This window comes from Paraburkholderia sp. BL25I1N1 (assembly GCF_003002025.1).
Lineage (GTDB): Bacteria > Pseudomonadota > Gammaproteobacteria > Burkholderiales > Burkholderiaceae > Paraburkholderia.
The window spans coordinates 258,475-282,830 of record NZ_PVZB01000003.1; the positions used below are offsets into that span (position 1 = coordinate 258,475).

General features: G+C 61.7%; 24 protein-coding genes. 10 read left to right on the top strand and 14 right to left on the bottom strand.

What is annotated here, in order from left to right:
- Positions 1–48 precede the first annotated feature (48 nt).
- Both B0G73_RS05985 and B0G73_RS05990 read right to left on the bottom strand, forming a co-directional pair.
- On the bottom strand, positions 49–1,758 hold the full coding sequence (locus tag B0G73_RS05985) for an FAD-dependent oxidoreductase (protein WP_106278870.1): 1,710 nt from the start codon (positions 1,756–1,758) through the stop codon (positions 49–51).
- A 54-nt stretch (positions 1,759–1,812) separates the two neighbouring features.
- Complete coding sequence (locus tag B0G73_RS05990) at positions 1,813–2,772, bottom strand: MBL fold metallo-hydrolase (protein ID WP_106278872.1); 960 nt, start codon at positions 2,770–2,772, stop codon at positions 1,813–1,815.
- A 239-nt stretch (positions 2,773–3,011) separates the two neighbouring features.
- Here B0G73_RS05990 and B0G73_RS05995 point away from each other — a divergent pair, with 239 nt between their 5' ends.
- A complete protein-coding gene (locus tag B0G73_RS05995) occupies positions 3,012–3,899 on the top strand; it encodes an IclR family transcriptional regulator (RefSeq protein ID WP_106278873.1) in 888 nt (295 codons plus the stop codon).
- The gene (locus tag B0G73_RS06000; RefSeq protein ID WP_106278876.1) at positions 3,896–4,777 is read left to right on the top strand and encodes an IclR family transcriptional regulator; all 882 of its coding nucleotides are present in this window, start codon (positions 3,896–3,898) and stop codon (positions 4,775–4,777) included. The genes B0G73_RS05995 and B0G73_RS06000 overlap by 4 nt, the downstream gene beginning before the upstream one ends.
- A 12-nt stretch (positions 4,778–4,789) precedes the next feature.
- Here the strand turns inward: B0G73_RS06000 and B0G73_RS06005 are convergent, their stop codons facing one another.
- The 3 genes from B0G73_RS06005 to B0G73_RS06015 form a co-directional block, all read right to left on the bottom strand.
- Positions 4,790–5,653 (bottom strand): MurR/RpiR family transcriptional regulator, encoded by an 864-nt coding sequence (locus B0G73_RS06005; RefSeq protein WP_106278879.1) that lies wholly within the window; start codon positions 5,651–5,653, stop codon positions 4,790–4,792.
- 173 nt (positions 5,654–5,826) lie between these two features.
- Positions 5,827–6,909, bottom strand: coding sequence for an ABC transporter ATP-binding protein (locus B0G73_RS06010; protein ID WP_106278881.1), 1,083 nt, complete (start codon positions 6,907–6,909; stop codon positions 5,827–5,829).
- A gap of 65 nt (positions 6,910–6,974) precedes the next feature.
- Positions 6,975–7,748, bottom strand: coding sequence for an SDR family oxidoreductase (locus B0G73_RS06015; protein ID WP_106278884.1), 774 nt, complete (start codon positions 7,746–7,748; stop codon positions 6,975–6,977).
- A gap of 281 nt (positions 7,749–8,029) precedes the next feature.
- Here B0G73_RS06015 and B0G73_RS06020 point away from each other — a divergent pair, with 281 nt between their 5' ends.
- The 3 genes from B0G73_RS06020 to B0G73_RS06030 all read left to right on the top strand — a co-directional run bounded on the left by B0G73_RS06020 (position 8,030) and on the right by B0G73_RS06030 (position 11,144).
- Entirely contained in the window at positions 8,030–9,262 is a 1,233-nt protein-coding gene (locus B0G73_RS06020; protein WP_106278887.1) for an ABC transporter substrate-binding protein, read from the top strand.
- A gap of 143 nt (positions 9,263–9,405) precedes the next feature.
- Entirely contained in the window at positions 9,406–10,296 is an 891-nt protein-coding gene (locus B0G73_RS06025; RefSeq protein ID WP_106278889.1) for a carbohydrate ABC transporter permease, read from the top strand.
- On the top strand, positions 10,293–11,144 hold the full coding sequence (locus B0G73_RS06030) for a carbohydrate ABC transporter permease (RefSeq protein WP_106278890.1): 852 nt from the start codon (positions 10,293–10,295) through the stop codon (positions 11,142–11,144). Before B0G73_RS06025 ends, B0G73_RS06030 begins: the two co-directional genes overlap by 4 nt.
- Before the next feature lie 62 nt (positions 11,145–11,206).
- Here the strand turns inward: B0G73_RS06030 and B0G73_RS06035 are convergent, their stop codons facing one another.
- Positions 11,207–11,500: a DUF1330 domain-containing protein gene (locus B0G73_RS06035; RefSeq protein ID WP_106278892.1), complete on the bottom strand. Its 294-nt coding sequence runs from the start codon at positions 11,498–11,500 to the stop codon at positions 11,207–11,209.
- 230 nt (positions 11,501–11,730) lie between these two features.
- Between B0G73_RS06035 and B0G73_RS06040 the strand changes: the two genes are divergently transcribed.
- Positions 11,731–12,396 (top strand): DsbA family oxidoreductase, encoded by a 666-nt coding sequence (locus tag B0G73_RS06040; RefSeq protein WP_106278894.1) that lies wholly within the window; start codon positions 11,731–11,733, stop codon positions 12,394–12,396.
- A 93-nt stretch (positions 12,397–12,489) separates the two neighbouring features.
- Here B0G73_RS06040 and B0G73_RS06045 read toward each other — a convergent pair whose 3' ends face one another.
- Complete coding sequence (locus B0G73_RS06045; RefSeq protein ID WP_106278896.1) at positions 12,490–13,650, bottom strand: porin; 1,161 nt, start codon at positions 13,648–13,650, stop codon at positions 12,490–12,492.
- 617 nt (positions 13,651–14,267) lie between these two features.
- Here B0G73_RS06045 and B0G73_RS06050 point away from each other — a divergent pair.
- Entirely contained in the window at positions 14,268–14,714 is a 447-nt protein-coding gene (locus B0G73_RS06050; RefSeq protein ID WP_106278898.1) for a Fur family transcriptional regulator, read from the top strand.
- A gap of 24 nt (positions 14,715–14,738) precedes the next feature.
- Here the strand turns inward: B0G73_RS06050 and B0G73_RS06055 are convergent, their stop codons facing one another.
- The 7 genes from B0G73_RS06055 to B0G73_RS06085 form a co-directional block, all read right to left on the bottom strand.
- Entirely contained in the window at positions 14,739–15,227 is a 489-nt protein-coding gene (locus tag B0G73_RS06055) for a hypothetical protein (RefSeq protein ID WP_106278900.1), read from the bottom strand.
- A 376-nt stretch (positions 15,228–15,603) separates the two neighbouring features.
- Positions 15,604–16,188 carry a nucleoside 2-deoxyribosyltransferase gene (locus tag B0G73_RS06060; RefSeq protein WP_106278902.1) on the bottom strand — a complete coding sequence of 195 codons (585 nt, stop codon included), beginning with the start codon at positions 16,186–16,188 and terminating at the stop codon, positions 15,604–15,606.
- Positions 16,189–16,389: 201 nt separating this feature from the next.
- Positions 16,390–16,830: a hypothetical protein gene (locus tag B0G73_RS06065; RefSeq protein WP_106278903.1), complete on the bottom strand. Its 441-nt coding sequence runs from the start codon at positions 16,828–16,830 to the stop codon at positions 16,390–16,392.
- A gap of 267 nt (positions 16,831–17,097) precedes the next feature.
- Positions 17,098–18,789, bottom strand: a complete 1,692-nt coding sequence (locus B0G73_RS06070; RefSeq protein ID WP_106278905.1) for a metallophosphoesterase family protein — start codon at positions 18,787–18,789, stop codon at positions 17,098–17,100.
- 385 nt (positions 18,790–19,174) lie between these two features.
- Positions 19,175–19,399, bottom strand: a complete 225-nt coding sequence (locus B0G73_RS06075) for a hypothetical protein (RefSeq protein WP_106278907.1) — start codon at positions 19,397–19,399, stop codon at positions 19,175–19,177.
- Positions 19,400–19,535: 136 nt separating this feature from the next.
- Entirely contained in the window at positions 19,536–19,955 is a 420-nt protein-coding gene (locus B0G73_RS06080) for a hypothetical protein (protein ID WP_106278908.1), read from the bottom strand.
- A gap of 30 nt (positions 19,956–19,985) precedes the next feature.
- Positions 19,986–21,920, bottom strand: coding sequence for a bifunctional diguanylate cyclase/phosphodiesterase (locus tag B0G73_RS06085; protein WP_106278910.1), 1,935 nt, complete (start codon positions 21,918–21,920; stop codon positions 19,986–19,988).
- Between the two features lie 230 nt (positions 21,921–22,150).
- Here B0G73_RS06085 and B0G73_RS06090 point away from each other — a divergent pair, with 230 nt between their 5' ends.
- From B0G73_RS06090 to trpS, 3 genes are all read left to right on the top strand, one after another.
- Complete coding sequence (locus tag B0G73_RS06090) at positions 22,151–22,519, top strand: aldehyde dehydrogenase family protein (RefSeq protein WP_106278912.1); 369 nt, start codon at positions 22,151–22,153, stop codon at positions 22,517–22,519.
- Positions 22,520–22,648: 129 nt separating this feature from the next.
- Entirely contained in the window at positions 22,649–22,987 is a 339-nt protein-coding gene (locus B0G73_RS06095; protein WP_106278914.1) for a hypothetical protein, read from the top strand.
- Positions 22,988–23,284: 297 nt separating this feature from the next.
- Positions 23,285–24,313, top strand: coding sequence for a tryptophan--tRNA ligase (trpS, locus tag B0G73_RS06100; protein WP_106278916.1), 1,029 nt, complete (start codon positions 23,285–23,287; stop codon positions 24,311–24,313).
- Positions 24,314–24,356 lie beyond the last annotated feature (43 nt).

Sequence of the window (24,356 nt, forward strand, 5' to 3'; positions counted from 1 at the left end):
TCTCCAGCCATTTTTTCGCTGATGCCGCGAGCGGCCTTCGCCGCTCATTCAAGCGGTACCTTCAGCGCACAACGCGCGTTTCAACGCATTCCCGACATCACCGGCATCGAGTTGCCGCCAACGCGCGCAAACATGCTGGTCCGGACGGATCAGATAGAACGTGCCGGGCTTTGCGTCGTAGCGTGAGTGAGCCAGCCCTTCGATATCGTGCACGAGTTGCGCGCCCGTAGACGCAACGGCCTGCGGATCGCCACACGTCACCACGACGAGCTTCAACAAAATCGGTCCCGCACGCAACGTGTCCAACGCGGCCTGAATCGACTGATCGACACCTTGTTCGCCGCAGAACAGCACGCCGGTGAATTGCTGGCCGAGTTGCTGCAGCAGCCATGCCGGTTGCGCCGCGACTTGCACCGGTGCATCGACGCACGACGCGCCCGGCACCATCGCCCCTTCAAACTCGTCACAGTCCGCTGTATTCAGCGGAGAATCACGCAACACCGCCGGCACGGACAACCGGCCGCTATTGGCCAATTGCCGCGCAAACGGATGACGCCGTGAGAGCTTCAGCACCGCATCGCGGAACACGCGGCTGACAGGGCTCTTCGGCGTAATGAAATCGGTGGAGCGCGTGGAGTTGCGGATGTTTTCATCAGCGGCGTATTCGCGTTCGCTTGCATAGGTGTCGAGCAAGGCATCCGCGGCTTTGCCTTCGAGCACCATCGCCAGTTTCCATGCGAGGTTTTCCGCGTCCTGCACGCCGCTATTCGCGCCCCGTGCGCCGAACGGCGACACGCCATGCGCTGAGTCGCCGGCGAACAGCACGTTGCCGTGCCGGAAGCGCTCCATGCGCAAACACGAAAACGTGTACACGCTGACCCATTCCAGCTCGAACTTCGTGTCAGGCCCGAGCAACGCGCGCACACGCGGGATGACGCGCTCCGGTGTTTTTTCCAGCACCGGATCGGCGTCCCAGCCTAATTGGAAATCGATTCGCCACACGTTATCCGGCTGACGATGCAGCAGCACCGATTGATTCGGATGAAACGGCGGATCGAACCAGAACCAGCGTTCAGTCGGAAATTCTGCTTCCATCTTGACGTCGGCGATCAGGAAACGATCTTTGAACGTCACACCTTTGCTGTCGAGTCCCATCAAATTGCGGATCGGGCTGCGCGAGCCGTCGGCGGCGACCACGTAGCGGCCGCGCAATGCGTACTCGCCATCCGGCGTGTCGACTGTCAGCGTCACGCCGGCGTCGCGCGTGCCGGGCGTACCATCTTGCCGCACGCCGACCACTTTGCTTTTCCAGCGGATCTCGAGATTCGGCATCTCCTGCGCGTGTTCGAGCAGGAAACCTTCAACGTAGTACTGCTGCAGGTTGATGAACGCGGGCCGGTTGTGGCCCGCTTCCGGTTGCAGATTGAACGTGTACACCAACTCGTCTTTCAGGAACACCTTGCCGACATTCCAGCTGACGCCCTTGTCCACCATTCGCTGTCCACACCCCAGGCGATCGAAAATATCGAGCGAGCGCTTCGAAAAGCAGATCGCACGCGATCCCGTGGACAACGAACAATCGTCGTCGACCAGCACGACCGGCACGCCCTGCTGCGCGAGATCGATCGCGGTGGCGAGACCCACCGGGCCCGCGCCGACCACGATCACCGGATAGGCCGCCTGGTTCGCGCCGCCCTGTGCGCTCTGCTCACGGCACGGCCGGTATTCGAACGACAGCGTCTGGTAGTTGATGCTCATCTTGTGTCTCCGTCCTTCTCCGCTTTGGCTCGTCTTGCTGTGCGTCTGTTCTTATCAGGCTTGCAGTGCGTCCCACATTTCCTTGTCGCGCTGCGCGGTCCAGATGCGCGGATGCGTGATACCGCTTGCTTCATCGAAAGCGCGCGACACGTCGAACGGCAGACAGTGCTCGTAGATGAAAACGTGACCGAACTTCGGATCCATGGCCTTGCGCGTGTGTTCCATCGCGGCCTTCAGATCGAGCTTCTGTTCGACGGCTTCGCGGCCTTGTTGCAGCAGCGTGGTGACGAAATCTTTCGTGTAGTCCAGACCTTTGTCGACGTCTTCCGGCGTGGTCAGCGCGGGGCCGCGGCCCGGCACGAGTTTGTCGGCCTTCAGCGCGCGCAATGCCTCGAGCGTGGCCGGCCATTGTTCGAGCTGCGCGTCGCCGCAATAGCAGGCCGCGTCGTATTCGACCAGATCGCCCGAGAACAGCACCTTCTGCGACGGCAGCCACACTACCGTATCGCCCTTCGTATGACCCGCGCCGAGATGCGCGATGCGCACTTCGAGCTTGCCGAGGAACAGCGTGATTTCCTTTTCGAACACGAGCGTCGGCCACGTCAGGCCCGGCACCGTTTCGACACCGGCGAACAGACGCGGGAAGCGTTCGATTTCCGACTTCATGTCCGCTTCGCCGCGCTCGACGATCATCTCGTACGTGCCGCGGCTCGCGATCACTTCCTGCGCGCCTTCCTCGAAATACGCCGACGCGCCGAGCACGCGCACCGCGTGGTAATGCGACAGCACGACGTATTTGATCGGCTTATCCGTGACGCTGCGAATCTTCGCGATGAGGTCTTGCGCCATGGCCGGCGTGGCGGTGGTGTCGACGATCAGCACGCCGTCGTCGCCGATGATCACGCCCGAGTTCGGATCGCCCTCGGCGGTGTACGCGTAGGCGTTCTCGGATAGCTTGGTCCACGTGACTTTCTTGACTTCCAGATCGGCCTGGGATGCGAATGCCTTTGCCATGCTTGTCTCCCTCAAAAATTGGACGTGAGGCGAGACGGCCGGCTGCGCGAAGGCCGCGCGGGCTGACGGTATTGCAGGATTGTCTCGCCCCGTTTCTTGACTCTATGACTGCGCCGGTATGTCGGGGTGAATGCATCTTAGGACGGCGTCCGATTATTTGTCAATAGCGAAATGCATCGCTATACGCAAATCCCGCGAAGCCTAAGATGAGGATTGGAAGGCACGGGCCTTCGGTTAACATGGACCCTTTTTCACGGACGAGCGCGGGTGTGAGCAAAGCAGCGAAATCGGCCACGGGCAAAGGCGCGGGCGGCAGTGAGACGGCGGACGGCGGCAAGACGCAGCGCGGCATTCAGAGCGTCGAAGTGGGCGGCCGCGTGTTGCTGGCGCTGGCGCAGGCGCGCACGCCGCTCGCTCTCTCCGACCTCGCCAGCGCGGCGCAGATCGCGCCGGGGCAGGCGCATGCTTATTTGGTGAGCTTGAGCCGGCTGGGTTTGATCAAGCGCGACGAACTGTCGGGCCGTTACGAGCCCGGCCCGCTGTCGCTGCGGCTCGGTTTGCTGCATCTGGAAAACCAGCCGGCGTTTCGCGCCGCCGTGCCGCGCGTGGCCGCGTTGGCCGAAGCGGTCGGCTTCAGCGTCGCAATCTGCATTGCCGGGCCGCAAGGGCCAACTATCGTTCGCTATGAACATGCGGGCTTTCCGTTGCACGTCAATTTGCATGTGGGCACGGTGATGTCGCTGCCGGCTACGTCGACGGGGCGGGTGTTTTGCGCTTATTCGCGGCGCGAGATGCTTGACGCAATGTGGGCAAACCAATCGGGCGCGATCGGCAATGCCATGACGCCGCCCGACGAAGGCGCCGTCTTTGCAGCCACGCTGGACGCGATCCGCACGCGCGGCCTGGAGTACAGCGTGGATGTGCCGAGTCCGGGCATCAGCAGCCTGAGCGCGCCCGTGCTGGATGCCGACAGCCGCTTGGCGCTGGCGCTGACGGTGATCGGCTCGACCGGCGCGATCGACGTCGCCGCCGACGGTCCGATCGCGCGTGCACTGCTTGCGACGGCGCGCGACATCGGCGCCGAACTGGCTATCGCCCCTTCCTTGCTCGCTTCTTCCGCATCGTGACCGATTCTCTCGACACCTCTCAAGCTCATTCCTCCGCTGATGCGAAACCACAGCGCGGCATCCAGTCGCTCGATAGCACGGGCGAATTGTTGGCGGCGCTGGTCGCGGCGGCGCGGCCGTTGAACCTGCGCGATCTTGCGGGCGCGGCGGGCATGCCGCCGGCAAAGGCGTTTCCGCATCTGGTAAGTCTGCTGAAAATCGGCTTGCTCAATCGCGATGCGTCGGGCTGTTTCGAAGCCGGGCCGCTCGCGCTGGAACTAGGTTTGATCGGTTTGCAACGCTTGTCGCCGACGCGTGAAGCGGAGCCCGAGGTGGTCGAACTGGCGGCGTCGACGGGCATGAGCGTCGCGATGGCGGTGCTCGGGCCGCTCGGGCCGACCGTCGTGCGCCTGGAGGAATCGGCGCGGCCGCTGCATGTGAGCCTGCGGGTCGGCACGGTAATGTCGCTGGCGAATACGGCGATCGGCCGCGTGTTCGCCGCCTATGTCGCGGACGATGTGCGCGCGCGTTTGCTCGCGCAGGATCATCTGCGGTTGGCGGGAGCGGATGCGGCGGACGTTTTCGAAGGAAAGCCGGCGGGCAAAGGTAAAGCGACGGGCGATACGAACGCAGCCTCGGCAGTGCCGCCGCTGAAGCAAGCCTACGCGCAGCGTCTCGCGCAAATCCGCGCGGATGGAATCGACACGGCGCTCAGTCGGCCTGTACCGGGCATCAATACGCTCGCCGCGCCGGTGCTGGACCATACAGGCAGTATCTGCCTCGTTCTGGCGTTGATGGGGCCGAGCGGCAGCTTCGACAGTGAATTGGCGGCTGGGCCGGCGAAGACTTTGCGCGCCGCGACGTCGAGGTTGTCGCGGCGCTTTGGGTGGATGGCATAGCCCCGCGGCCTCTCAATCCCGCGCCGCCTCCGGCTCATGCGACGCCAGCCTCGCCTTCGCATGCCGCATCTTCTCGAGCGTCTTCGGCCCGGCCTTGAGCGCGACGCCGATCGCCAGCGCGTCCATGATGCAAAGATGCACGAGCCGCGACACCCCCGGCGTATTCGGATCGATCGGGCTCGGTACGCGCAGCAGCAACGGAATATCCACCAGCCACGCAAGACGCGAGCCGACATTGGTCAGCGCGATCGTAGTCGCGCCACGCTCCTTGGCAATCTGGATGCTCTCGTTGACTTCGACACTGCGGCCCGAATGCGAAATCGCGAAAGCCACATCGCCGGGTTCCATCAGGCCCGCGTAAAGACGCTGCAAATGCCCATCCGTAAACGCCGTGGATGCAATATCGAGCCGCAGAAACCGCAGCGCCGCATCTTGCGCGACCAGCCCCGAGCCCGAACCGACACCGAAGAAAAACACCCGCCGCGCGCTCGACAACGCCGCGATCGCACTCTCGACCACCGCCGGATCCAGCGCGCCACGCGCGTGCGTGATGCCATCGACCGCCGCCTCGCCCACCTTGTCCATGAGCGTCTGCACGTCGTCGTCGCGCGCCACCGCCGTGGATGCATACGGCAGCCCGCCCGCCACGCTCTGCGCCAGTTGCATCTTGAAGTCGCGCAGACCGTGCGCGCCGATGGCGCGGCAAAAGCGCGTGACGGAAGGCTCGGACACCTCGGCGCGCTGTGCGAGTTCGGTAATGCTCGCGCGCATCGCGAAGTCGACGTCGCTCAGCACCATCTCGGCGACCTTGCGCTCGGCGGGCCGCAAATTGGCGAGTGCGCTGCGGATGTGGGGAATCAAGTTCGGTGCGGACACCCGGTGTTCCTTCAAAGCGCCCCCAGACCTGTCGCTTCGCGCCAGGCCCCCGGACGGGGTGAGAAAACCTGGAGCGGTCCGGCGCGTTCTCATGCGTTGAATAATCCACGTCGCGTCGCAGCTTCAGTGAGCCTGAGGCGCGCTCGTATCGACCTCAAACGGCAACGCGCGGGTCAGACCAGCCTGCGTCCACTCTCCGTGTCGAACAGATGAATATGCTCGGCCGGCAAACGCAGCGTGACGCGCTGGCCGGGTTCGATTTTCGAGCGCTGACGTGTCGTCACGCACCACGTGCTGCCGCCTATTTTCCCGTACAAGTGAGTCTCCGCGCCAGTCGGTTCGACCACTTCGACTTCCATCGTCGCGTCGGGCGTCGGAGTCATGGTTTCGATGTGTTCCGGCCGCACGCCGAGCGTGACCTTCGCGCCGATCACCGCCGAAGCGGGCGCACCTTCCAGCACGATCTCGCCGCCATCCGTGAGATTCAGCGCGAGGCCCTGACCTTGCGCGCGGCTCGCGATCACGCCTTCGGCAAAGTTCATCGACGGCGAGCCGAGAAAGCTCGCCACGAACAGATTCGCCGGATGGTCGTACAGTTCCAGCGGCCGGCCGATCTGCTCGATCCGCCCCGCGTTCATGACGACGATGCGGTCCGCCATGGTCATGGCTTCGATCTGATCGTGCGTGACGTAGATCACCGTGTTCTTCAGCCGCTGGTGCAGCGCCTTGATTTCGGTGCGCATCTGCACACGCAGTTTGGCGTCGAGATTGGACAGCGGTTCGTCGAACAGGAACAGCGACGGCTCGCGCACCACCGCGCGGCCCATCGCCACGCGTTGCCGTTGGCCGCCCGAGAGCGCGCGCGGCAAGCGGTCCAGATAGCCGCCGAGGTTCAGCATCTTTGCCGCGGCCTCGATCCGCGGCCTGAAGCTCGCCGACGACTCCTTGCGAATCCGCGGCCCGAACGCGATGTTTTCGTAGACGGACAGATGCGGATACAGCGCATAGCTCTGAAACACCATCGAGATATTGCGCTGCTGCGGTGCGAGAGTGTTCGCGCGCGTGCCGCCGATCATCAGATCGCCGCCGCTGATTTCCTCGAGCCCGGCCACCATGCGCATCAACGTGCTCTTGCCGCAGCCCGACGGGCCGACCAGCACGACGAACTCGCCGTCGTCGATGTCGAGATCGATACCGTGCACCACTTGCGTGTCGCCATAGCGTTTGAAGATGCCGCTCAGTTGCACTGCTGCCATGCTGTCCTCATCGTCTTGCGTGGTTGACTCGATCTCGTGCTGCTTCCAATGCCGCTGCGGGCGGTTCAGAGCGACTCGAGTGTCAGTTCTTCCGCCATCAAACGGTTGCCGGCCATCAAGCCGCCGTCGACCGGCAGCGCGACCCCGGTAATCACGCGCGCCATCGGCGAGGCCAGAAACAGCACCGCGTCGGCGATGTCGTCGGGCGTCGCGAAGTCGCGCAGCGGGTACCACTTTTTCAGATCCTCGAAGACCTGCGGATTCTTGTCGACGCGCGCCTGCCACGCCTGCGTCTTTACCGTGCCCGGACATACGATGTTCGCGCGAATGCCGTAGCGGCCGAGTTCGAGCGCGAGCGCTTTCGTATAACTGATGAGCCCGGCCTTCGCCGCGCTATACGCCGGATGACCGAGCGCGGCCATGCCGTTCACCGAGCCGATCAGCACCAGCGCGCCGCGCTGCCGCTCGATCATCGACGCGCGCACCGCTTCAACCGTGTGATACGTGCCGTTCAGATTTAGATGGATGTCGCGCTGCCAACTCGCGACATTGGTCGTGGCAAGCGTCAGACCTTCGGCGGCGCCCGCGTTGGCGACCAGCACATCCACCGGACCGCGCAACTCGACCGCGGCGGCCACCGCTTGCTGCACCGCGGCGGCGTCGCCGAGATCGACCGCGATCGGCGTGACATGCGCCTCGCCGAGTTGCGCGCCCAACGCCTGCAGCGCGGCGGCGTCGATGTCGAGCGCCAGCACCGTATCGCCCTGCTCCACGAAGCGCTTGCACAACACGCTGCCGATGCCGCCGCAAGCGCCCGTTACCAACACCACACGATTCATTGTCCGCCTCGCTGTTCGACCACGCCGTCAGCCCGGATTAGCGTGTAAATTTCCTACAAATCCATTCGCGATACAGTTGTCTAGTCATCCCGAAGATTGGGTATCCGTGACATCGCGTTGTGCAGAATATCCCTGCTTTACAGCATCTTATGCACAAAACCAGCCGGGAAAAAATATGGCAGACCCTACGTGACAAGCAATTTTGCGTCATGTAGGATTTTTACAAACAATTCAACCCGAAGCGGCCGGCGACGGCAGCAAACCATCCAGGAGAGAGAGAAATGTCGTTGCATGCCCGTGCTTCCCTCGCGCTAGGCAAAGTTGCCGTGGCGCTCGCGTTTGCAGGTATCGCCGTCGCGGCTCACGCCGACACGGTTCGCGTGACCGTCGCACACTACAGCGACGCGACCGCGCCGTACTTCGAAAAAATGGCCCGCAACTTCGAGAAGGCCAATCCCGGCACGACGATCAAGATCGAAGACGTGAACTGGGACACGCTGCAACAGAAACTGCAGACAGACATTTCCGGCAACGCCAACGCCGACCTCGCGATCGTCGGCACGCGCTGGCTGCTCGACTTCGTGAAGGACGACGTCGCGGAGCCGCTCGACGGCTACATGGACGCGAACTTCAAGAGCCGTTTCATCGGCCCGTTCCTCGCACCGGGTGAGATCAACGGCAAGGTGTACGGCTTGCCGATCGCCGCGTCCGCGCGTGGGCTGTACTACAACAAAGATCTGCTCGCCAAGGTCGGCTATCCCGACGGCCCGAAGACCTGGAACGACGTGATCGAAGCGTCGAAGAAACTGAAGGCGCAGGGTATTGCCGGCTTCGGCCTGCAAGGCAAGGAAATCGAAACCGACGTCTACTATTACTACGCCCTGTGGACCAACGGCGGCGACGTGGTCGGCAAAGATGGCAAGGCTGCCTTCAATTCGCCGGCCGGCATCAAGGCAGCGACGCTGTACAAGACCTTGATCGACGACGGTCTGACGCAACCGGGCGTGACCGGCTATAGCCGTGAAGACGTGCAGAATCTGTTCAAGCAAGGCCGCGTTGCGATGATGATCTCCGCACCGTTCCTCGCCAAACAGATCAAGAAGGAAGCGCCGAACCTGAAGTACGGCATCGATCCGATTCCGATGGGCACGACACACGCCACGTATGCTGTCACCGACTCGATCGTGATGTTCAAGAACTCGAAGGTGAAGAAGTCGGCGTGGAAGTTCCTCGACTATCTGTTCACGAAGGAACCGCGCGTAGAGTTCACCACGACCGAAGGCTTCCTGCCGACCACCAAGGCTGAGGCGACCGATCCGGCGTTCAACGATCCCGACACGAAGGCCTTCGTCGCGCTGCTGCCGACCGCTCATTTCGCGCCGACCATGACCGGCTGGGAAGACACCGCGAAGGCCGTGACTGACGCTATGCAGTCGATTTATTTGGGCAAGGCGAAGCCGGCTGACGCATTGAACGCGGCGGCCACGCAGGCGAACAAGTCGCTCGGCAAGTAATCGCGCAGTCTCGCAGTGATCTGCTGAACCCGGAACGCGCACCGTCACTGCAAAGGCGGTGCGCGTTTCGGTCGTAATGCACTATCCGGCCCATCCCGTCGCGCCCGCCCCTTGATGTGGACGCGTCTTACGATCGAGCACGCATGAGCCGCTCCGCTTCTTCGCGCCTGCAAGCGCCCTGGTTGCTGATTGCGCCGAGCCTGGTGCTGGCGCTTTTCATCATCAGCTATCCGATTTTCAACATCGTGTGGCAATCGCTGCACGAGGTCTCGCGCTTCGGCGCCATTCGCGATTTCACTGGTCTGCAGAATTTCTATACGATCTTCGGCGATCCCGCGTTTCTTGCCGCAGCCAGGCGGACCATTGTCTGGACCATCTGCGTGGTGGGTGGCACGGTGCTGATCTCAGTGCCCGTTGCGCTCGTGCTGAACCAGGATTTCTATGGACGCGGTGTGGCGCGTACGATCGTGATGCTGCCGTGGTCCGTCTCGCTGACCATGACCGCCGTGGTCTGGCGCTGGGCCTTCAACGACGACTACGGCATGGTCAACGTCACGTTGCAGAGGCTCGGCCTGATCAGCGGTCCGATTCATTGGCTGGCCACGCCGGAGCTCGCGTTTCCGGTCGAAATCGCGGTCGGCATTCTGGTGTCGGTTCCGTTCACCGTGACGATTCTGCTGGGCGGCTTGTCTTCGGTGCCCGGCGATATTTACGAAGCCGCGCGCATGGACGGCGCAAGCGCCTGGCAGCAGTTCCGCAAACTCACCATGCCGCTGTTGCGGCCGTTCATCAACATGACGATTCTGTTGAACGTGATCTACGTGTTCAACTCGTTTCCGATCATCTGGGTGATGACGCAGGGCGGCCCCGACAACAGCACGCACATTCTCGTCACATATCTTTATGAGCTCGGCTTCCGGCTCGGGCGTCCCGGCGAAGCCGCGGCGGTGTCGCTGATCATGCTCGTCATGCTGTTCATTTTCTCGATCGCCTATCTGCGCCTGCAGCCCGCGAAAGAAGGGGATCCGTCATGAGTCTCAGCGTCAAGATGAAGCGCACGCTGTGGTGCTGGCTCGCGTTGTCGCCACTGATCGTAGTGGTGCTGTTTCCGTTTGCCGTCATGCTGTTCACCGCGTTGAAGCCGGCTTCCGAGATTTTTGTGTACCCGGCGCGCTGGCTGCCCGTGCATTGGCAGTGGAGCAATTTCTCCGATATGTGGGTGGCGGCCAATTTCGGCGTGGCGCTGCGCAACAGCACGGTGATCAGCTTGCTGTCGACCGCGCTTGCATTGGCCGTCAGCTTGCCCGCGGCCTATGCCTTGGCGAGATTCCCGTTTCGCGGACGCGGGCTCTACCGTCAGTTTCTGCTCGTCACACAGATGCTGTCGCCGATTCTGCTGGTGGTCGGCCTGTTCCGGCTGGCAGCGATGATTCCCTACGGCGACGGGAATCTGGTCGATTCCAAGATCGGCGTGATCGTGTCTTACGCGGCATTCAATATCGCGTTTGCCGTGTGGATGCTGTCTTCGTACTTTCAGACGGTGCCGCGGGATCTGGAAGAATCAGCGTGGCTCGAAGGATGCGGACGCACCAAGGCGGTCTTCAAAGTGTTTCTGCCGCTCGCGGTGCCTGCGATCGTCGTCACCGCGATCTTCACGTTCATCAACGCGTGGAACGAGTTTGCCGTGGTCTATACCTTGATCCGCTCACCCGAAAACAAGACGCTGACCGTGCAGGTGACCGACATGGTTGCCGGGAAATACGTGGTCCAGTGGCATCTGGTGATGGCCGCTACACTCTGCGCGACGTTGCCGGTTTCTGTGGTGTTCGCGTGGTTGCAGAGATATCTGGTGAAGGGGCTCGCGCTAGGGGCCGTGAAATAGATGTCGGGGCGAGCGCGCAACTGCATGAGCAGGTCGCGCTCGCCGTATCTTTCGCTTTCCGGTTACTCCGTGCCGCGCACAATCCGCAGATCGCGCTCAACGCCGTCGCCCAATGCGGCCAGCGCTTTCTTGTACGGCTCGCTCTCGTAGGCGGCGACGGCCGCTTCATAGGTCGGAAATTCGATCACGACCGTCCGCTCCTTCAAGCCCTGCTCGCGAGCCTCCTCGGCCACACCGCGCACGATGAACTTGCCGCCGGCAGCCGTCACGGCGGGCGCGGCGAGTTGCGCATACGCGGCCAGTTTTTCCGCGTCTTTCGTCGCGCGATATGACGTCACCCAGTATCCCTTGCTCATTTGAGGCTCCTTTCAACGTTGGAAAAGCAGTCGTTGTCGTGCACGACGGCGAACGGGGATTATGACGCCTCGCGGCATCCCCATCGTCCGCACGGTCAATCGCTCAACTGCGGCTGGTGAATTGTAAGACGCCGGCTCCCGTCACGTCACGAGGGCGGTCCTGCAAATAACGGCAATACCGGTTACGCTGTCTGCGGATTTTCGCTTTGATACAGGACCGGAACACAGCAATGACTCAAGCGCTCACTATCGATTTTGTCTCCGATATCGCATGCCCGTGGTGCGCGATCGGCCTCTCCTCGCTCCAACGCGCGCTCTCGCGTCTCGGCGACGCCGTCGACGCGCAAATCGTCGTGCATCCGTTCGAATTGAATCCGGACATGGGACCGGACGGCGAGGCCATTGTCGACTATCTCGGCAAAAAGTACGGCCGCACGCCGGAGCAGATCGCCGAAACGCAGGCCGCGATCCGCGAGCGCGGCGCGAGCGTCGGTTTTACCTTTGGCCCGCGCAACCGCGTGTACAACACCTTCGACGCGCACCGTCTGCTGCATTGGGCCGGCATCGAGGGCAAGCAGTTGCCGCTCAAGTTGGCGCTGCTGCAGGCGTATCACGCTGACGGCAAAGACCCAAGCGATCATGAAGTGCTGATCGAGGCAGCGCAGTCCGTCGGGCTCGATGCCGCGAAGGCGCGTGACGTACTGCAAAACCGAACCTATGCCGCCGAAGTTCGCGCAGAGGAGCGGAATAACGAGGCAATGGGTATCCAGTCGGTGCCGGCCATTATCTTCAACCGTCGCTATCTGGTGAGTGGCGGACAGCCTGTCGAAGCTTTCGAGCAAGCCATCCAGCAGATTCTGGCTGAAGCGAAGGACGAAGGTTCACAGAACACGTAACGCTGGACGTCGTGCCCTGATCGTTCCGAGCATGACGACGCATACCCTGCAAAAACAGGGCATGCGTGTTCACCTCACTTGAAGCGAGCCTGCTTAGAACGCGTGACGCATGCCCACGGTGACCGCCACTTGCGTGTTGGTCGCGGACGGCGACAACGTGTTGATCATGGCATGCGAGAGCACGGAGTCCGCAGGCGCGCCATGCACGTTCTGATAGACGCCTTCCAGATAGAAGTCCGTGCGTTTGCTGATCGAGTAGTCGGTTTGCAGCATGGCCGTATTCCATCCCGGCGACGAACCGTTATACGCGCCATGTGTGTACGTGTACGCGCCGGATACGCTCAACGCCGGCGTGAGCGCGTACTTTGCGTTCACCTCGTAGTTGTCGAGACGCAGCGAACCACCCAGCGATCCCGCGGAGGTGTCGCCCGAACCGAGATAGCTGCCCGTGCCGAACGAGAACACGCCCGACGCGTTGTCGATCTGAGTGTGGCTCCAAACCAGCCCGACCGTAGCCGGTCCGAACGTGTAGTTACCACCCAGCGACCAGATACGCTGGCGTTCTGCGAGGAAGTTCGCGCTGGTATCGCTCGAAGTCACCGCGCCGCTGCCATTGCCCGCGTTGTTCAGTTGCAGATAACCGGCGGCAAGATTCAGCGGACCTTGCGCATACGAAACGCCGAAACCGTAAGACCGGTTATTCCCGAAGTCGCCCGCCTTGTTGCTGAACGAATACATCGTTTCGAACGTAACGCCGCGGTAAGTCGGGCTCGCGTATTTAACCGAGTTGTTGATCACGACGGAATTCGCAGCAAGGTTGTCGTTTTCGAACGGATGCGCGGCCATGCTGCCGCCCCACGTGTTGAACTCCGCGGTAAGCGGTCCGACGAGGTCGTTCATCACGTCGAACTGGCGGCCGAACGTCAAGGTGCCGTAAGGATCGCTTTGCAGGCCGACCCATGCCTGAGAACCGAAACCATCACCGGAGAATGCCTGCGCTCCGTTGTTCAGCAGGAACCCTTGTTCGAGCTTGAAGATCGCGTGCAAGCCGCCGCCCAGATCCTCCGAGCCCTTGAGACCGAACACCGTGTTCTGGGTCGAACTGCTCAATACCTGCCAGTTGCTGTGCCCGAACTGATTGTTCGTGTAAACCAATCCCGTATCGATGAGGCCGTAGAGCGTCACGCTACTTTGCGCATGCGCCGACATCGTAAATGCGCCGAAGAGCGCGGCCGCGAGTAAAGACTTTTTCATACTTGTTGGCTCCGTGATCAAGCGGTAATTGAGGGTATCAATTGCTCTTTCCACCAACGCCGTCAACACGCATGCAATACATTCGAAACCGTTGTTGCGCAAACTGCGAGAAGCATAATTAATTATTGGATGTTTATTGCGCGACACGTCATTTCAATGGCTATGCCAAAGTGTGCGCTTATCTATTGCATGGTTTTCAAGTCGGCTCAGTCGGCGCGTGCTAGCTAGCGCGGCGGAAACGAGCCCCCCGATCATAGGACGATGAAAATAAATGCGTCGTCAAAAAAATAAGCGGCGTGGCGTCAAAGGAACAATGAGGGGCCGGAGCTTAACGTGTTGCGGCGTGTGACGGAAGTGTGGTGCGCGATTAACGACAACAATCGCGTGAAAGGGTTACGTAATTTAACGGGAAGAACTCGTTTTGGCACATCGATCCGCGGTCGTCCAGTGCGTCCCCAAACTGCCGCTTAAGGTTCTCTTAAGGACCCGGCTTACATAGTTCGGCCACTCGCGGTTCGTCTTGCCGAAACAGCACGACGTGATCCCCGACGACTTCTTCATGGCGGCGACCTGGAATCCAACAGGGCTGCCGCCGGTTCTCCATTGCCACGACATCCATGCACATTCATCGTATTCTGGAGCGAGCCCGCCTGCGGCCCACGTTCCCGCGAGTTCTGGTGCTGGAGTTTTTTCACGAGCACGCTCGCGACCACTTCACAGCTGAACAGGTCTATAAGCTTCTCAACGAAGACGTGCGCAACATGAGTCTCGCCACCGTCTATCGCGTGCTCGGTCAACTCGTGGATGCGGATTTATTGTCCGGCGTGGCCTTTGGCGACGGCCGCATGGTCTACGAACTGAATGACGGGACCCGGCACGACCATCTCGTCTGCACGGTCTGCGGTCGAATCTATGAGTTCTTTGACGCGGAAATCGAGGCGCGACAGCAGTCTATCGCGAGCAGCCTCGACTTCGCGGTGACGGGACGTCAGTTGGTTCTGTTCGGCATGTGTGCCGGCTGCAGAAAGAGCGGCGCGCAGGCAAAAGCCGTAGTCAGGAGCTAGAGACCCGCGACGCCGCCTCTCGACTCATACTTGCGCCGCTGAAGCTTCTGCCGCAGCAGCCGCAAACGCGCGGAAGTTCGCCGGCGTGGCAAAGGCCAGATACTGTTTCTGCATCTCTTCCGTCAGCACTTCGATCAGCAGAACGTTTTCGATCCACAACTCGATCACATCGAAAAAGTCACGGCCGCGCGTGCAGCGCACCGCACGCCAGCCCTCCCGCTCGCCGATCGCCAATACTTCTTCGGGGGACAGTTTGCTCGCGATGGCGATGTGAAATGCGCTATATCGCGAGGCGGTGCCCGGTTCTGGAACAAACGAGCCCTGTTCGCCTCCGGGGCGAAGCACGCGATCGTTGGGATAAGTCTCGATGATCGAGCCGCGGTTGTCGCCGGCAATCGCCATCCACGAATCGGGAAAGGAAGGGAACGGTGCGTGAAATCCGCCCCACAGTTCGGCAATGACACGTGCGACGTGTTCCGGATGGTGTGCCGGGATGGAAGCATGAAACAGCATGAGTGACCTCCGTCGAAAATCTATAGTGAGGGATCGGTCCTTGTATACGTTCTAAAGGCGGTCTTTTTCAAACCGCTCTATTTGATTTTCTTGTGTGCCGACGCATGCCGCGGCTGGCTATTTCGCCAGCAATCCGTGCAAGCGGCACATGCGCCCGCGGCGTTCAGCAATTGTGTTGCAGCGCGCGGAGCCTGCTGCGAATCAGCAATGCATGCGCATTGGGCGGCGATGCTCCCACTCGGAAGATGCACCGTCAAGTGGGCGTATTACCCGCACTTTCGTGTGATGAATTGCGTTGCGACTCGCGACCCGTTTCTTTCTGTGAGTGCGGATCGTCTTAACTAGCGCAGAGATATCTGCATCGGCGCAACGAGGCTCAGGTTTTCTTGAAAGCGCTGTACAGCGTCTTTGCCAGCGCGCTCAGCTCATCACCGCTCTCGCGAAGCGACGCGATCTCCGCGCCACTCTCCAATGTCCGTTCCACTCTGTGACTCCGATCGCGCTTGACGGCGTCCACAACAGCCTGCGGCAGCGCGGACAGTTGGTCGACCAAGTGGAAATCGCCCAAGCCCGTGAGCATTGGATTGTCGGAACCGCTGAGCATGGACCGTGCGTCAGCCTTGAAGAGCACGAGCGGTTTGCCCGCGTGCCACGCCAACGATGCCTCGACAACCGTGCCTTCATCGGCAACGCGGCCGTTGAGGTTGGCGACGACCACATCGCAACGCCTGAGCAACTGATACGTATCCAGACTGAAGATCGCGCGGTCGAGCATGTCCGCGGCTTCTTCAACCGACGCGCCGAGTTTCTCGAGTTCCGGTTTCAGCTTCGCGAACTCGAGACCGTCGCGGTGCGGAAGAAATGTCGTCAAGCCCGCCGCCTCCAGCGTGGCGGCAATCGAATCCATTTCGGCTCGTTCGGCTGCGTTGAAGAGCGGACCCGCGCAATACACTCGTGGCATCTTTGTTTGTCTCCTGAGGACGGAGGAATCGTGAAGTATTCTTCGCAACGCGTGTCGGCATACGACTGCGCTGCGAGGACCGTTTACGATAACCATCGAGGAAGCAAAGTCAATGCAGAGCGTCGGCTACTTATCGTCCGGCACTCTGGGCGCGCAAACACGTATCTGCGCTACGCACTACGCCGCCCTCTCGCGTGTCGCTCAGTCGTAATGCCGATGCTTATGATGACGCTTGCCCGATCGGTCGCCGCGCGAATAGTCGTCGGCGTACGAGTTGGAGCGCGAGATGTTGCCGCCGAGCGCCGAACCCGCGCCGCCGCCCAACGCAGCGCCGACAAGACCACCGCCGCGACCGCCCATCGCATTGCCGGCCGCCGTGCCCGCGCCGCCGCCCAGCGCGCCGCCAATAATGGCACCGGTGCGCTCCCTGCGGTTCGACGTGACCGCGCCGCCGGCGCCGCCACCCACTGCGCCGCCGAGCACGGCGCCCGTGCTGCCGCCTACCGCGCCGCCCAGCGCAGCGCCGGCCACGCCGCCGAGCGCGCCACCCAGGGCGTTGTTCATATCGCCGGCCATTGCCGACAACGACGCCGAAGCCGCGAGCGCTGCAACGGCAACAATCTTGAGGATTTTCTTCGACATAAAAAGCTCTTTCATTGTTGTTGACGGCGCCGAGTATAACCGCGCTTGTGAAAGGCTCTTGTAACCACGTCACGCCACATCGGTAAGACGTGTAACAAAATGATCGAAGGGTCGAGAGCGGAGGGTTTTATCGCTTCAAGTCGAACAGCAAGAGAACATCGTCCGGTGTTTTCCAATATCCATCGGACAGCCAACCATATTGATTATCGCGCGGACGATACTGGCGAGCTGTCGTAGTCCGCAGCCCGACAACCGCTCATTCGAACCCTATCCGCGCCGCTTCTTTTTCAACTCGACGGTCTCGAATAATTCGTAGTTCTGCGTCGGCACTTGGTCCGCGCCGGGCGCGTGATAGTAGTTCATCGTGATCGTAGTCTCGCCGCCCGGATGCCCCGGATCATGATCGAACACCGCGATCCCATAACCGGTGCCGGTATCGCGTTGCGCCGACCAGATCGCGTCTTCCACGGCGTCCGCGCTCGCGCGCACGAAGGTCCCTGCCGTCGTGCCGGCCACCGGGCGGTTCGGACGCGTAAAAATACGCGCCTGCGGCTGCCCCGTGCCGACATCCATGCCATAGACGTCCAGCGGCGCGCTCGTGCCGCCGCCGCCGAGAATCAGGTGAATCGTGCCGTGGCTGGTATCGAACGTCGATGCACCCGGCGACACCGCCGACATCACCGGTTTCGGCTGCAACGTATCCACCGGCCGGCCCGTCGCGATGTCGGTGCCCTTGTTATGGTTGCAGCCGCGCACGGGATAGCTGCGTTCGTAGTCGTGATCGTGACCGCACAGCACCAGGTCCACGCCGTAGCGATCGAACAGCGGCAACCACGCCTCGCGGATGCCCTTATCGGACCCGTTGCCGGTCTTCGACGAACTCAGCGCGTCCTGATGCATCTGCACGATGACCCAGTCGACCTCGTCGTCTTCGGCGGCATGGCGCAATGTCTTTTCGAGCCACCGCGTCTGTTCGCCGGCGCTATAACCGCGCACATAGAGCGAAGTACCGGGCTGGATGGGCGGATTGCCGGTGCTCGCAACCGGCACCAGCGGTTCCGGGCCGGCAACGAACGCAGCCGCGTCCTGATAGACGACGTCGTCGGCATCGAGCGAAATGAACAGCACCGAGCTTACGCGGAAGCTGTACCAGCGGCCCTGAAAGCGCGTGTGATTGTCCGGCAGCGTATAGCGCGCGAGATACGAAGCGAGGCCTTGTTCGCCATTATGAAACTCGAGTTCGTGGTTGCCCGGACAGGGCATCCACGGCCGGTTCGACGCGGACGTCTGGCAGTTGTTGCCGAAGTCGCGCCACACGTCCGGCTGGTGCGTCGGATTTAGATTGGCGTAACACAGGTCGCCGTTGAGCAAGTGGAACAGCGGCTGAAAGCGCTCGACCGCCTGCACCGCGAAGCGGCTTTGTGGCGATGACAGAACCCAGCCGGTGTTCGGCGTCGCGAGATCGCCGTAGCTGGTCCAGCGAAACGGCGCACGTCCGCGCGGCGCAGTACGGAAACTGGCCGTGAAAGGTTGTGCCGCATTGCTGTCGTTGTCGGCGGTCACTTCGTATTCGTAGCTCGTATCGGGCTTCAGGTCTCGCAGGCGCGCGTGATACGTAAACACGACTTCGCCGTTGAGGCCGTCGGTGTAGGTGCTTTGGATACCATGCACCGTATGTCTCCCCTCGCGCGCGCCGCTCACGCGCACCTGCGGGTTGACCGCCGGCGCAAGCGACGCCCACGACACCGTGACCTCGTGGGTCGGGTCGTTGCCCCAGGTCAGGTGGACCTGCTCCGGTGTGCCGTCGGGCGTGCTGTTCGCCGCGCGCGCGGCCGACGATAGGGTGCCGGCCGCCGTAGCGAGACTGGATGCGCCGGCAAACTTCAGGAACCCACGACGCGAGACGATGGAAGCGCCTTGATCGATCGGCGAAGCCTTAGCGATTTTTCTGTTCGACATGTCTGGTGTTGTTGTACGGGGGTGGAAGGACGCCGACGCGCAGGTCGGGCACACCGCGTTCTTCGTGAACGGCGAGTGCGCTGGAAACCGGCGCGCAACGGGAACGACCAGCCATCGTAGTCGCCAGGCTATGACACTCAGATGAAACCGCGTGAGGCGCAGAGCGCTCGCCCGCATTCGAAGCGCAAGGGCGCGGCGACGACAGGCAATGATGCGATGGTGAACGGCGAGCGAGTTTGGTGTTGAATGCCGTTCCGCGCCGAGCGAACGCCGGGCAACGGCACATGCAGAAAATGAACGGACATTGACGACACTCAGAACAGAGCGCCGAAGTTGCCGGCGCATGGATCTATCGTTGATCATGCGACCGGCGGCAAAGCGTCACTCACGTCTGCGGATTCGTGTCGTCCGTGGACTCGGTGTTGTCGGCGGCTTCCTGCGTGTCGTCGTCTTTCTTTTCGATCATTGACTCCAGCTTGCCGGCGCCTTCAAAACCGGCGATAGCGGCGATGCCTTTCGTCAGCAACCCCGCTTCCGGATCCACTTTTTCCGCTGCTTCAACGGCGGCGATCGCCCCCGCAATTTTTCCTGCTTCGTCCAAGAGTCCCATGCCGCTCTCCTCGCGTAAAAGTGAGCTTGCATCGTCTCACGAACTCGACGCCTTGTCGCCAAATGTAAAACCGGAATGACGATTCGCTGACAACGTTGAAAGGCTCGACGAACTTTACGTTTAGTAAGTGTCGCGCCTAACGCCGGGGCGGTTGCGGGTTATTCGCCGGATTGGTATCGAATCGGGACACGCGTTGTATTCCGTCTTCACTGACCAGCTGTAATAGTTCGTTCTCCAAGATATCGGCGGCATCTTTACCGTAGACTTCGCCGCCATTCACATAAACAGTAAACGACCGCAGGTACTTCGCCTTCTTCTCCGGGTTCTCGATTGTCTCGCGGGTCCATTGATAGAGCGGATAGTTTTCCGTGCCCTCGCGTTCTGCTTCGCTCACATAGTCGGCGAATGCATCGAACTGGCATTTCAACGTCGCGTCGTGCCGGCGCAGAACATCACGGAGCGCGCTATGCGACGCGTAGGTCGGGTCGGTATGTAACGTGTCGGCCAGTTCCGGCGAGACAGTAATCCGCAATTGGAATTGCAAGGCAGGTTCCATAGTCGCCTCGGTGTTGACTTTCGTGAGCGCTCATTCCTTATCAGCGGAATGAGCAGCAACCTTCTCTTCTATCCGCGCAATCTCGTGGCCTTGCAATGGCTTGCCGAGCAGAAAGCCTTGAGCATGCGTGCATCCGCAGACGCGCACGAAATCCAGTTGCTCTTGCGTCTCGATGCCTTCCGCCGTGGTCGGTATGCCGATTTCCCGCGCCAACGCGACGATCCCGCGCACTACCGCCGCCGATTCCCGACGATGCACGGACTCCTTGACGAACGAGCTATCGATCTTGAGCTTGTCGAAAGAAAAGCGCACGAGGGTCGACATGGTCGAAAAGCCCGTGCCGAAATCGTCGAGCGCGAGCCCGATGCCCAACGCACGCAGCCTTCCGACGTTGCGCCGGGTCACGACGTCGTCGTTCAGCAGCACCGTTTCCGTGACCTCGATATTCAGGCGCTGCGGCGGTAGCTTCGTCTTGCGCAGAATCGCCGAAACGGTCGACGCAAACGACTCCTCCCGCAATTGCACCGGCGATACATTTACGGCGACGGTCACCTTGTCTCGCCAGGTCACTGCTTCCTTGCACGATTGCAGCAAGGCCCACTCGCCCAGGGACAGGATAAGGCCCGTACGTTCGGCGGTGGGAATGAACGCCGCAGGCGAGAGTTCGCCGCGCGTGGGATGGGTCCAGCGTATCAGCGCCTCGCGGCCGGACACCGCACCGCTGCTCAGATCGACAATGGGCTGGTACTCCATGCGCAGACCGCAGAACGAATGCAGCGCGCCCTCCAGATCGCTGCGCAGAAGGCTCAGGCTTTCATCCGACGCGTGCTTCGCGGCGTCGAAAATAGCGAACGCGCTTTTGCCGCTGCGTTTCACGGCATACAAGGCGCGATCGGCGCAAATCAGCAGTTGCGGGCCCGTTTTCGCGTGGTCTGGATAGAGCGAGACACCCACGCTCGCGCCGATATGCACCAGCGCCTCGCGCAGCGCGAACGGGCGGGCCAAGGTCTTCACGATGCGGTCCGCCAGAATGCGCACGTCGCGAGCCTGGCCCGTGCCATCTGAAAGCGCCACGAACTCGTCGCCGGCCAGGCGCCCGACGAGGTCGCCGCTCGGCAACACTTCGCACAAGCGAATTGCCGCTTCCTGAAGAATCTGATCGCCGGCGGCATGGCCCAGGCTGTCATTGATGGCCTTGAATCCGTCCAGATCGATCAATAGAACAGCGAACGATTGATCTTTGCGCGACGCGCCCATCTCCGTGCGTTCGAGCAGCAGTTCACTGATACGCGCGCGATTGGGCAAGCCGGTTAGGCTGTCGTGATGAGCGAGCCGGTGGCTGTTTTCCCGCGCCAGAAGCAACGCGACCGTGTCGCGATTGCTGCGCAGCGCAACCGTAAAGAAGCCGGCGGCGCAGAACGGCGCCTGGAACAGCAGCACCAGTTTTCCGGAGCCGGGCGACAGCGCCGCCCCGAGAGCCAGGAGTCCAAGAATGAACGTGATTTGCAGCAATACGAGCCGAGGGGTGCCGGCATTGCGGCCGGCCAATCCACCAATAACGCCCACGGCGCAAACGTTGCCGAGCAGGAACAGCGTCTGGTCTCCGCTGATATTGCACAGCAAGGTGCCGTAGCCGAACAGCACGCTCCAGAGGAGGCTCGCAAACAGAAATGCGGAGGTAGGAGTCGGCTGGCCGTTGGCGCTGCGCGAGCAGCACAACCAGATCAAGGCGAGCCGGGCAATCAGCAATGCGACAACGGCGCTGCCCCAACTCGCGTAAAGAGCCTTGGGATAAAGGTAGTAAGCGGTGGCGCAGACGCTGATTTCACAAATCGACGCGAACACGATCGATGCGGTTCGCGTGAACAGATTGGCAAGCAGTATCTGGCGATTATCCGCGCTCAGATCCTGAGAGGAAGAGACGACCCACTTGAAAAATGGAGACCTTGGTTCGCTGAAAGCCATGACCTACGCATTTTTTGATGGTTGATAAGTCGAAACCCGCGCGTATTGCGATTATTGCGTAAACGTAGAGGATCGGGTTAATTCGACTGACGAAACGAGTCGACTTCCCTCTGGGGCGGAAAAAATGACTTGCCGCATGCCACCCGCTTGCGCCGGGTCCGCGCCTTTTCACGCTGGACATCGGCGTGCTCGCGGATCATATCGATGAGCGCCCGTAGCCCGGCCGGCGCGTGCCGTGTCTAGCATTAAACGCGGATTGGTTCGTGCGCCCGACCGTTTTCAGCGACATCACGATCGACATGACGACTGCGCGTGAGGAGATATTTGGCCCGGTGCTGTCGATCGTCGCCTATGGCGACACAGACGAGGTCATCACGCTCGCCATCGACACGCGCTACGGTTTGCAGGTTATGCGTTGTCACAAGACACGCCGCGCGCGCATGAGCTCGCGGCGCGGATCGAAGCGGAACGCGCGCGGGTCAACACGCCGGCGCATGAGCCGGCCGCGCCGTTCGGCGCATTCAGGCATTGGACGTGAATACGGTACGTTCGGGCTGGAAGCGTTTCTGGAGCCGAAGTCGGCGCTGGGGGTTCTCTGACTGTTCATCGCAGCCCCCCCCCCCCCGGGAAGCCGCGCGAGTCGAGTATCGATGTACGATGCCGTATAGTGGATGAACCGCTGATTTCCAGCGGCGTACCCGTAGATCGGCGCGATGGGGGACTACGAGATGACAGTCGCAAATACATTGATGAACGGCTCTCGCGAGCCCGTGCCAGAGTCGCTCCAGACGTTGGTCGAGTATCTCGAACTCTCGCTCGACAAGGCGGCGAGCGTGGTCATGACGCGCCCCACGAACGACGTTTGCACCGTCTACCTGGGCGACCCGTCCGGTCTGATCGAGGAAATGAAGAAGCTCGGCACGATTGCCATCCCGCTCGCCAATGAGATGCTGGAACTGACACGCTCGGGCGTCAACGAGATGGAGATCGGTGGCCAGGCCTATCGCTTTGTGCGCACTTTCACGCAGGTCGAAGACGCCGCGGCGGTTGTTTTTTCGGCGGCCTAGACAGCGGTGCGAATCGGTTGTACGGCGGGTTGCGGGGCGCGTCGCCATCACTCGTCCGCACTCGCGGGTGCGGCGTTGCGGACGCACTTTCCGGGACGCCGTCGACGACCTTGCGATCCGCCGCGTTATACTCTGCCGATGGATACGAAGCCGATCACGCTGAACTGTTGGTGGCGCGCCTGACTTAGGCGGCCCGTTTCCACTCGACCATCGAAACGTGATGCCGCCAGTCCTGGCGGCATTTTCGTTTGTGCGCGCCGACGGCTGGTGGTATCGACAAACGCACAACCCCAGACCATGACAGACGCAAAAACGACCACGAACCAACCCATTATCCTGACCGGCGACCGCACGACCGGCCCGCTGCACCTTGGCCACTATATCGGCTCGTTGCGCTCGCGCGTGCGGCTCCAGCACGAGGCGCAGCAGTTCCTGCTGCTGGCCGATGCGCAGGCCATGACCGACAACGTCGGTCGGCATCAGAAAGTCACGGAAAACGTCATCGAGGTCGCGCTCGACTATCTCGCCGTCGGCATCGATCCGGCGAAGTCGACCATCTTCATCCAGTCGCAGGTGCCCGAACTGGCGGAACTGACCCAGTACCTGCTCAACCTCGTCACGGTGGCGCGCCTCGAGCGTAACCCGACCATCAAGGCGGAAATCGTGCTGCGCGGTTTCGAACGGGACATCCCCGCCGGCTTTCTGACGTATCCGGTCAGCCAGGCCGCCGACATCACCGCGTTCAAGGCGACGCGCGTACCTGTCGGCGACGACCAGTTGCCGATGATCGAACAAACCAACGAGCTGGTACGCCGTTTCAACAACACGGTCGATCGACAGGTGCTGGTCGAATGCGAAGCCGTGCTCTCGCACGTTGCACGGCTGCCGGGCATCGACGGCAAGGCCAAGATGAGCAAGTCGCTCGGGAACGCGATCACGCTGGGCGCGACGCCGGACGAAATCACCAAGGCCGTGAACAACATGTACACCGACCCCAACCATCTGCGCGTCAGCGATCCGGGCCAGGTGGAAGGCAATGTGGTGTTCGCGTTTCTCGACGCGTTCGAGCCGGACGTCCCGATGGTCGACGAACTCAAGGCCCACTACCGCCGTGGCGGCCTTGGCGATAGCGCGGTCAAGCGCGTGCTCAACGAACGGCTGCAGTCGTTGATCGCCCCGATTCGCGAGCGCCGCCGCGAGTTCGAAGCCGACCGTGCCGAGGTGCTGAACGTCCTGCGCCGCGGGACGATGCGCGCGCGGGAAGTGGCGGGCGCGACGGTATCCGAGGTGAAAAATGCGCTCGGTCTGAACTATTTTCAGAACTGAACGGCTGGCGGCGAGGACGCTCTGCAATTGAGCGTCCGCTCGC

Bases quoted from the DNA above. Each gene is read 5' to 3' on its own strand.
- B0G73_RS06030 (WP_106278890.1), top strand. From the start codon at position 10,293: ATGAGTCTCAGCGTCAAGATGAAGCGCACGCTGTGGTGCTGGCTCGCG.
- B0G73_RS06095 (WP_106278914.1), top strand. From the start codon at position 22,649: ATGACAGTCGCAAATACATTGATGAACGGCTCTCGCGAGCCCGTGCCA.
- B0G73_RS06035 (WP_106278892.1), bottom strand. From the start codon at position 11,500: ATGAGCAAGGGATACTGGGTGACGTCATATCGCGCGACGAAAGACGCG.
- B0G73_RS06045 (WP_106278896.1), bottom strand. From the start codon at position 13,650: ATGAAAAAGTCTTTACTCGCGGCCGCGCTCTTCGGCGCATTTACGATG.
- B0G73_RS05995 (WP_106278873.1), top strand. From the start codon at position 3,012: ATGGACCCTTTTTCACGGACGAGCGCGGGTGTGAGCAAAGCAGCGAAA.
- B0G73_RS06055 (WP_106278900.1), bottom strand. From the start codon at position 15,227: ATGCTGTTTCATGCTTCCATCCCGGCACACCATCCGGAACACGTCGCA.
- B0G73_RS06025 (WP_106278889.1), top strand. From the start codon at position 9,406: ATGAGCCGCTCCGCTTCTTCGCGCCTGCAAGCGCCCTGGTTGCTGATT.
- B0G73_RS06085 (WP_106278910.1), bottom strand. From the start codon at position 21,920: ATGGCTTTCAGCGAACCAAGGTCTCCATTTTTCAAGTGGGTCGTCTCT.
- B0G73_RS06080 (WP_106278908.1), bottom strand. From the start codon at position 19,955: ATGGAACCTGCCTTGCAATTCCAATTGCGGATTACTGTCTCGCCGGAA.
- B0G73_RS06060 (WP_106278902.1), bottom strand. From the start codon at position 16,188: ATGCCACGAGTGTATTGCGCGGGTCCGCTCTTCAACGCAGCCGAACGA.
- B0G73_RS06075 (WP_106278907.1), bottom strand. From the start codon at position 19,399: ATGGGACTCTTGGACGAAGCAGGAAAAATTGCGGGGGCGATCGCCGCC.
- B0G73_RS06010 (WP_106278881.1), bottom strand. From the start codon at position 6,909: ATGGCAGCAGTGCAACTGAGCGGCATCTTCAAACGCTATGGCGACACG.
- B0G73_RS06015 (WP_106278884.1), bottom strand. From the start codon at position 7,748: ATGAATCGTGTGGTGTTGGTAACGGGCGCTTGCGGCGGCATCGGCAGC.
- B0G73_RS06070 (WP_106278905.1), bottom strand. From the start codon at position 18,789: ATGTCGAACAGAAAAATCGCTAAGGCTTCGCCGATCGATCAAGGCGCT.
- B0G73_RS05990 (WP_106278872.1), bottom strand. From the start codon at position 2,772: ATGGCAAAGGCATTCGCATCCCAGGCCGATCTGGAAGTCAAGAAAGTC.
- trpS (WP_106278916.1), top strand. From the start codon at position 23,285: ATGACAGACGCAAAAACGACCACGAACCAACCCATTATCCTGACCGGC.
- B0G73_RS06065 (WP_106278903.1), bottom strand. From the start codon at position 16,830: ATGTCGAAGAAAATCCTCAAGATTGTTGCCGTTGCAGCGCTCGCGGCT.
- B0G73_RS05985 (WP_106278870.1), bottom strand. From the start codon at position 1,758: ATGAGCATCAACTACCAGACGCTGTCGTTCGAATACCGGCCGTGCCGT.
- B0G73_RS06020 (WP_106278887.1), top strand. From the start codon at position 8,030: ATGTCGTTGCATGCCCGTGCTTCCCTCGCGCTAGGCAAAGTTGCCGTG.
- B0G73_RS06040 (WP_106278894.1), top strand. From the start codon at position 11,731: ATGACTCAAGCGCTCACTATCGATTTTGTCTCCGATATCGCATGCCCG.
- B0G73_RS06050 (WP_106278898.1), top strand. From the start codon at position 14,268: ATGCACATTCATCGTATTCTGGAGCGAGCCCGCCTGCGGCCCACGTTC.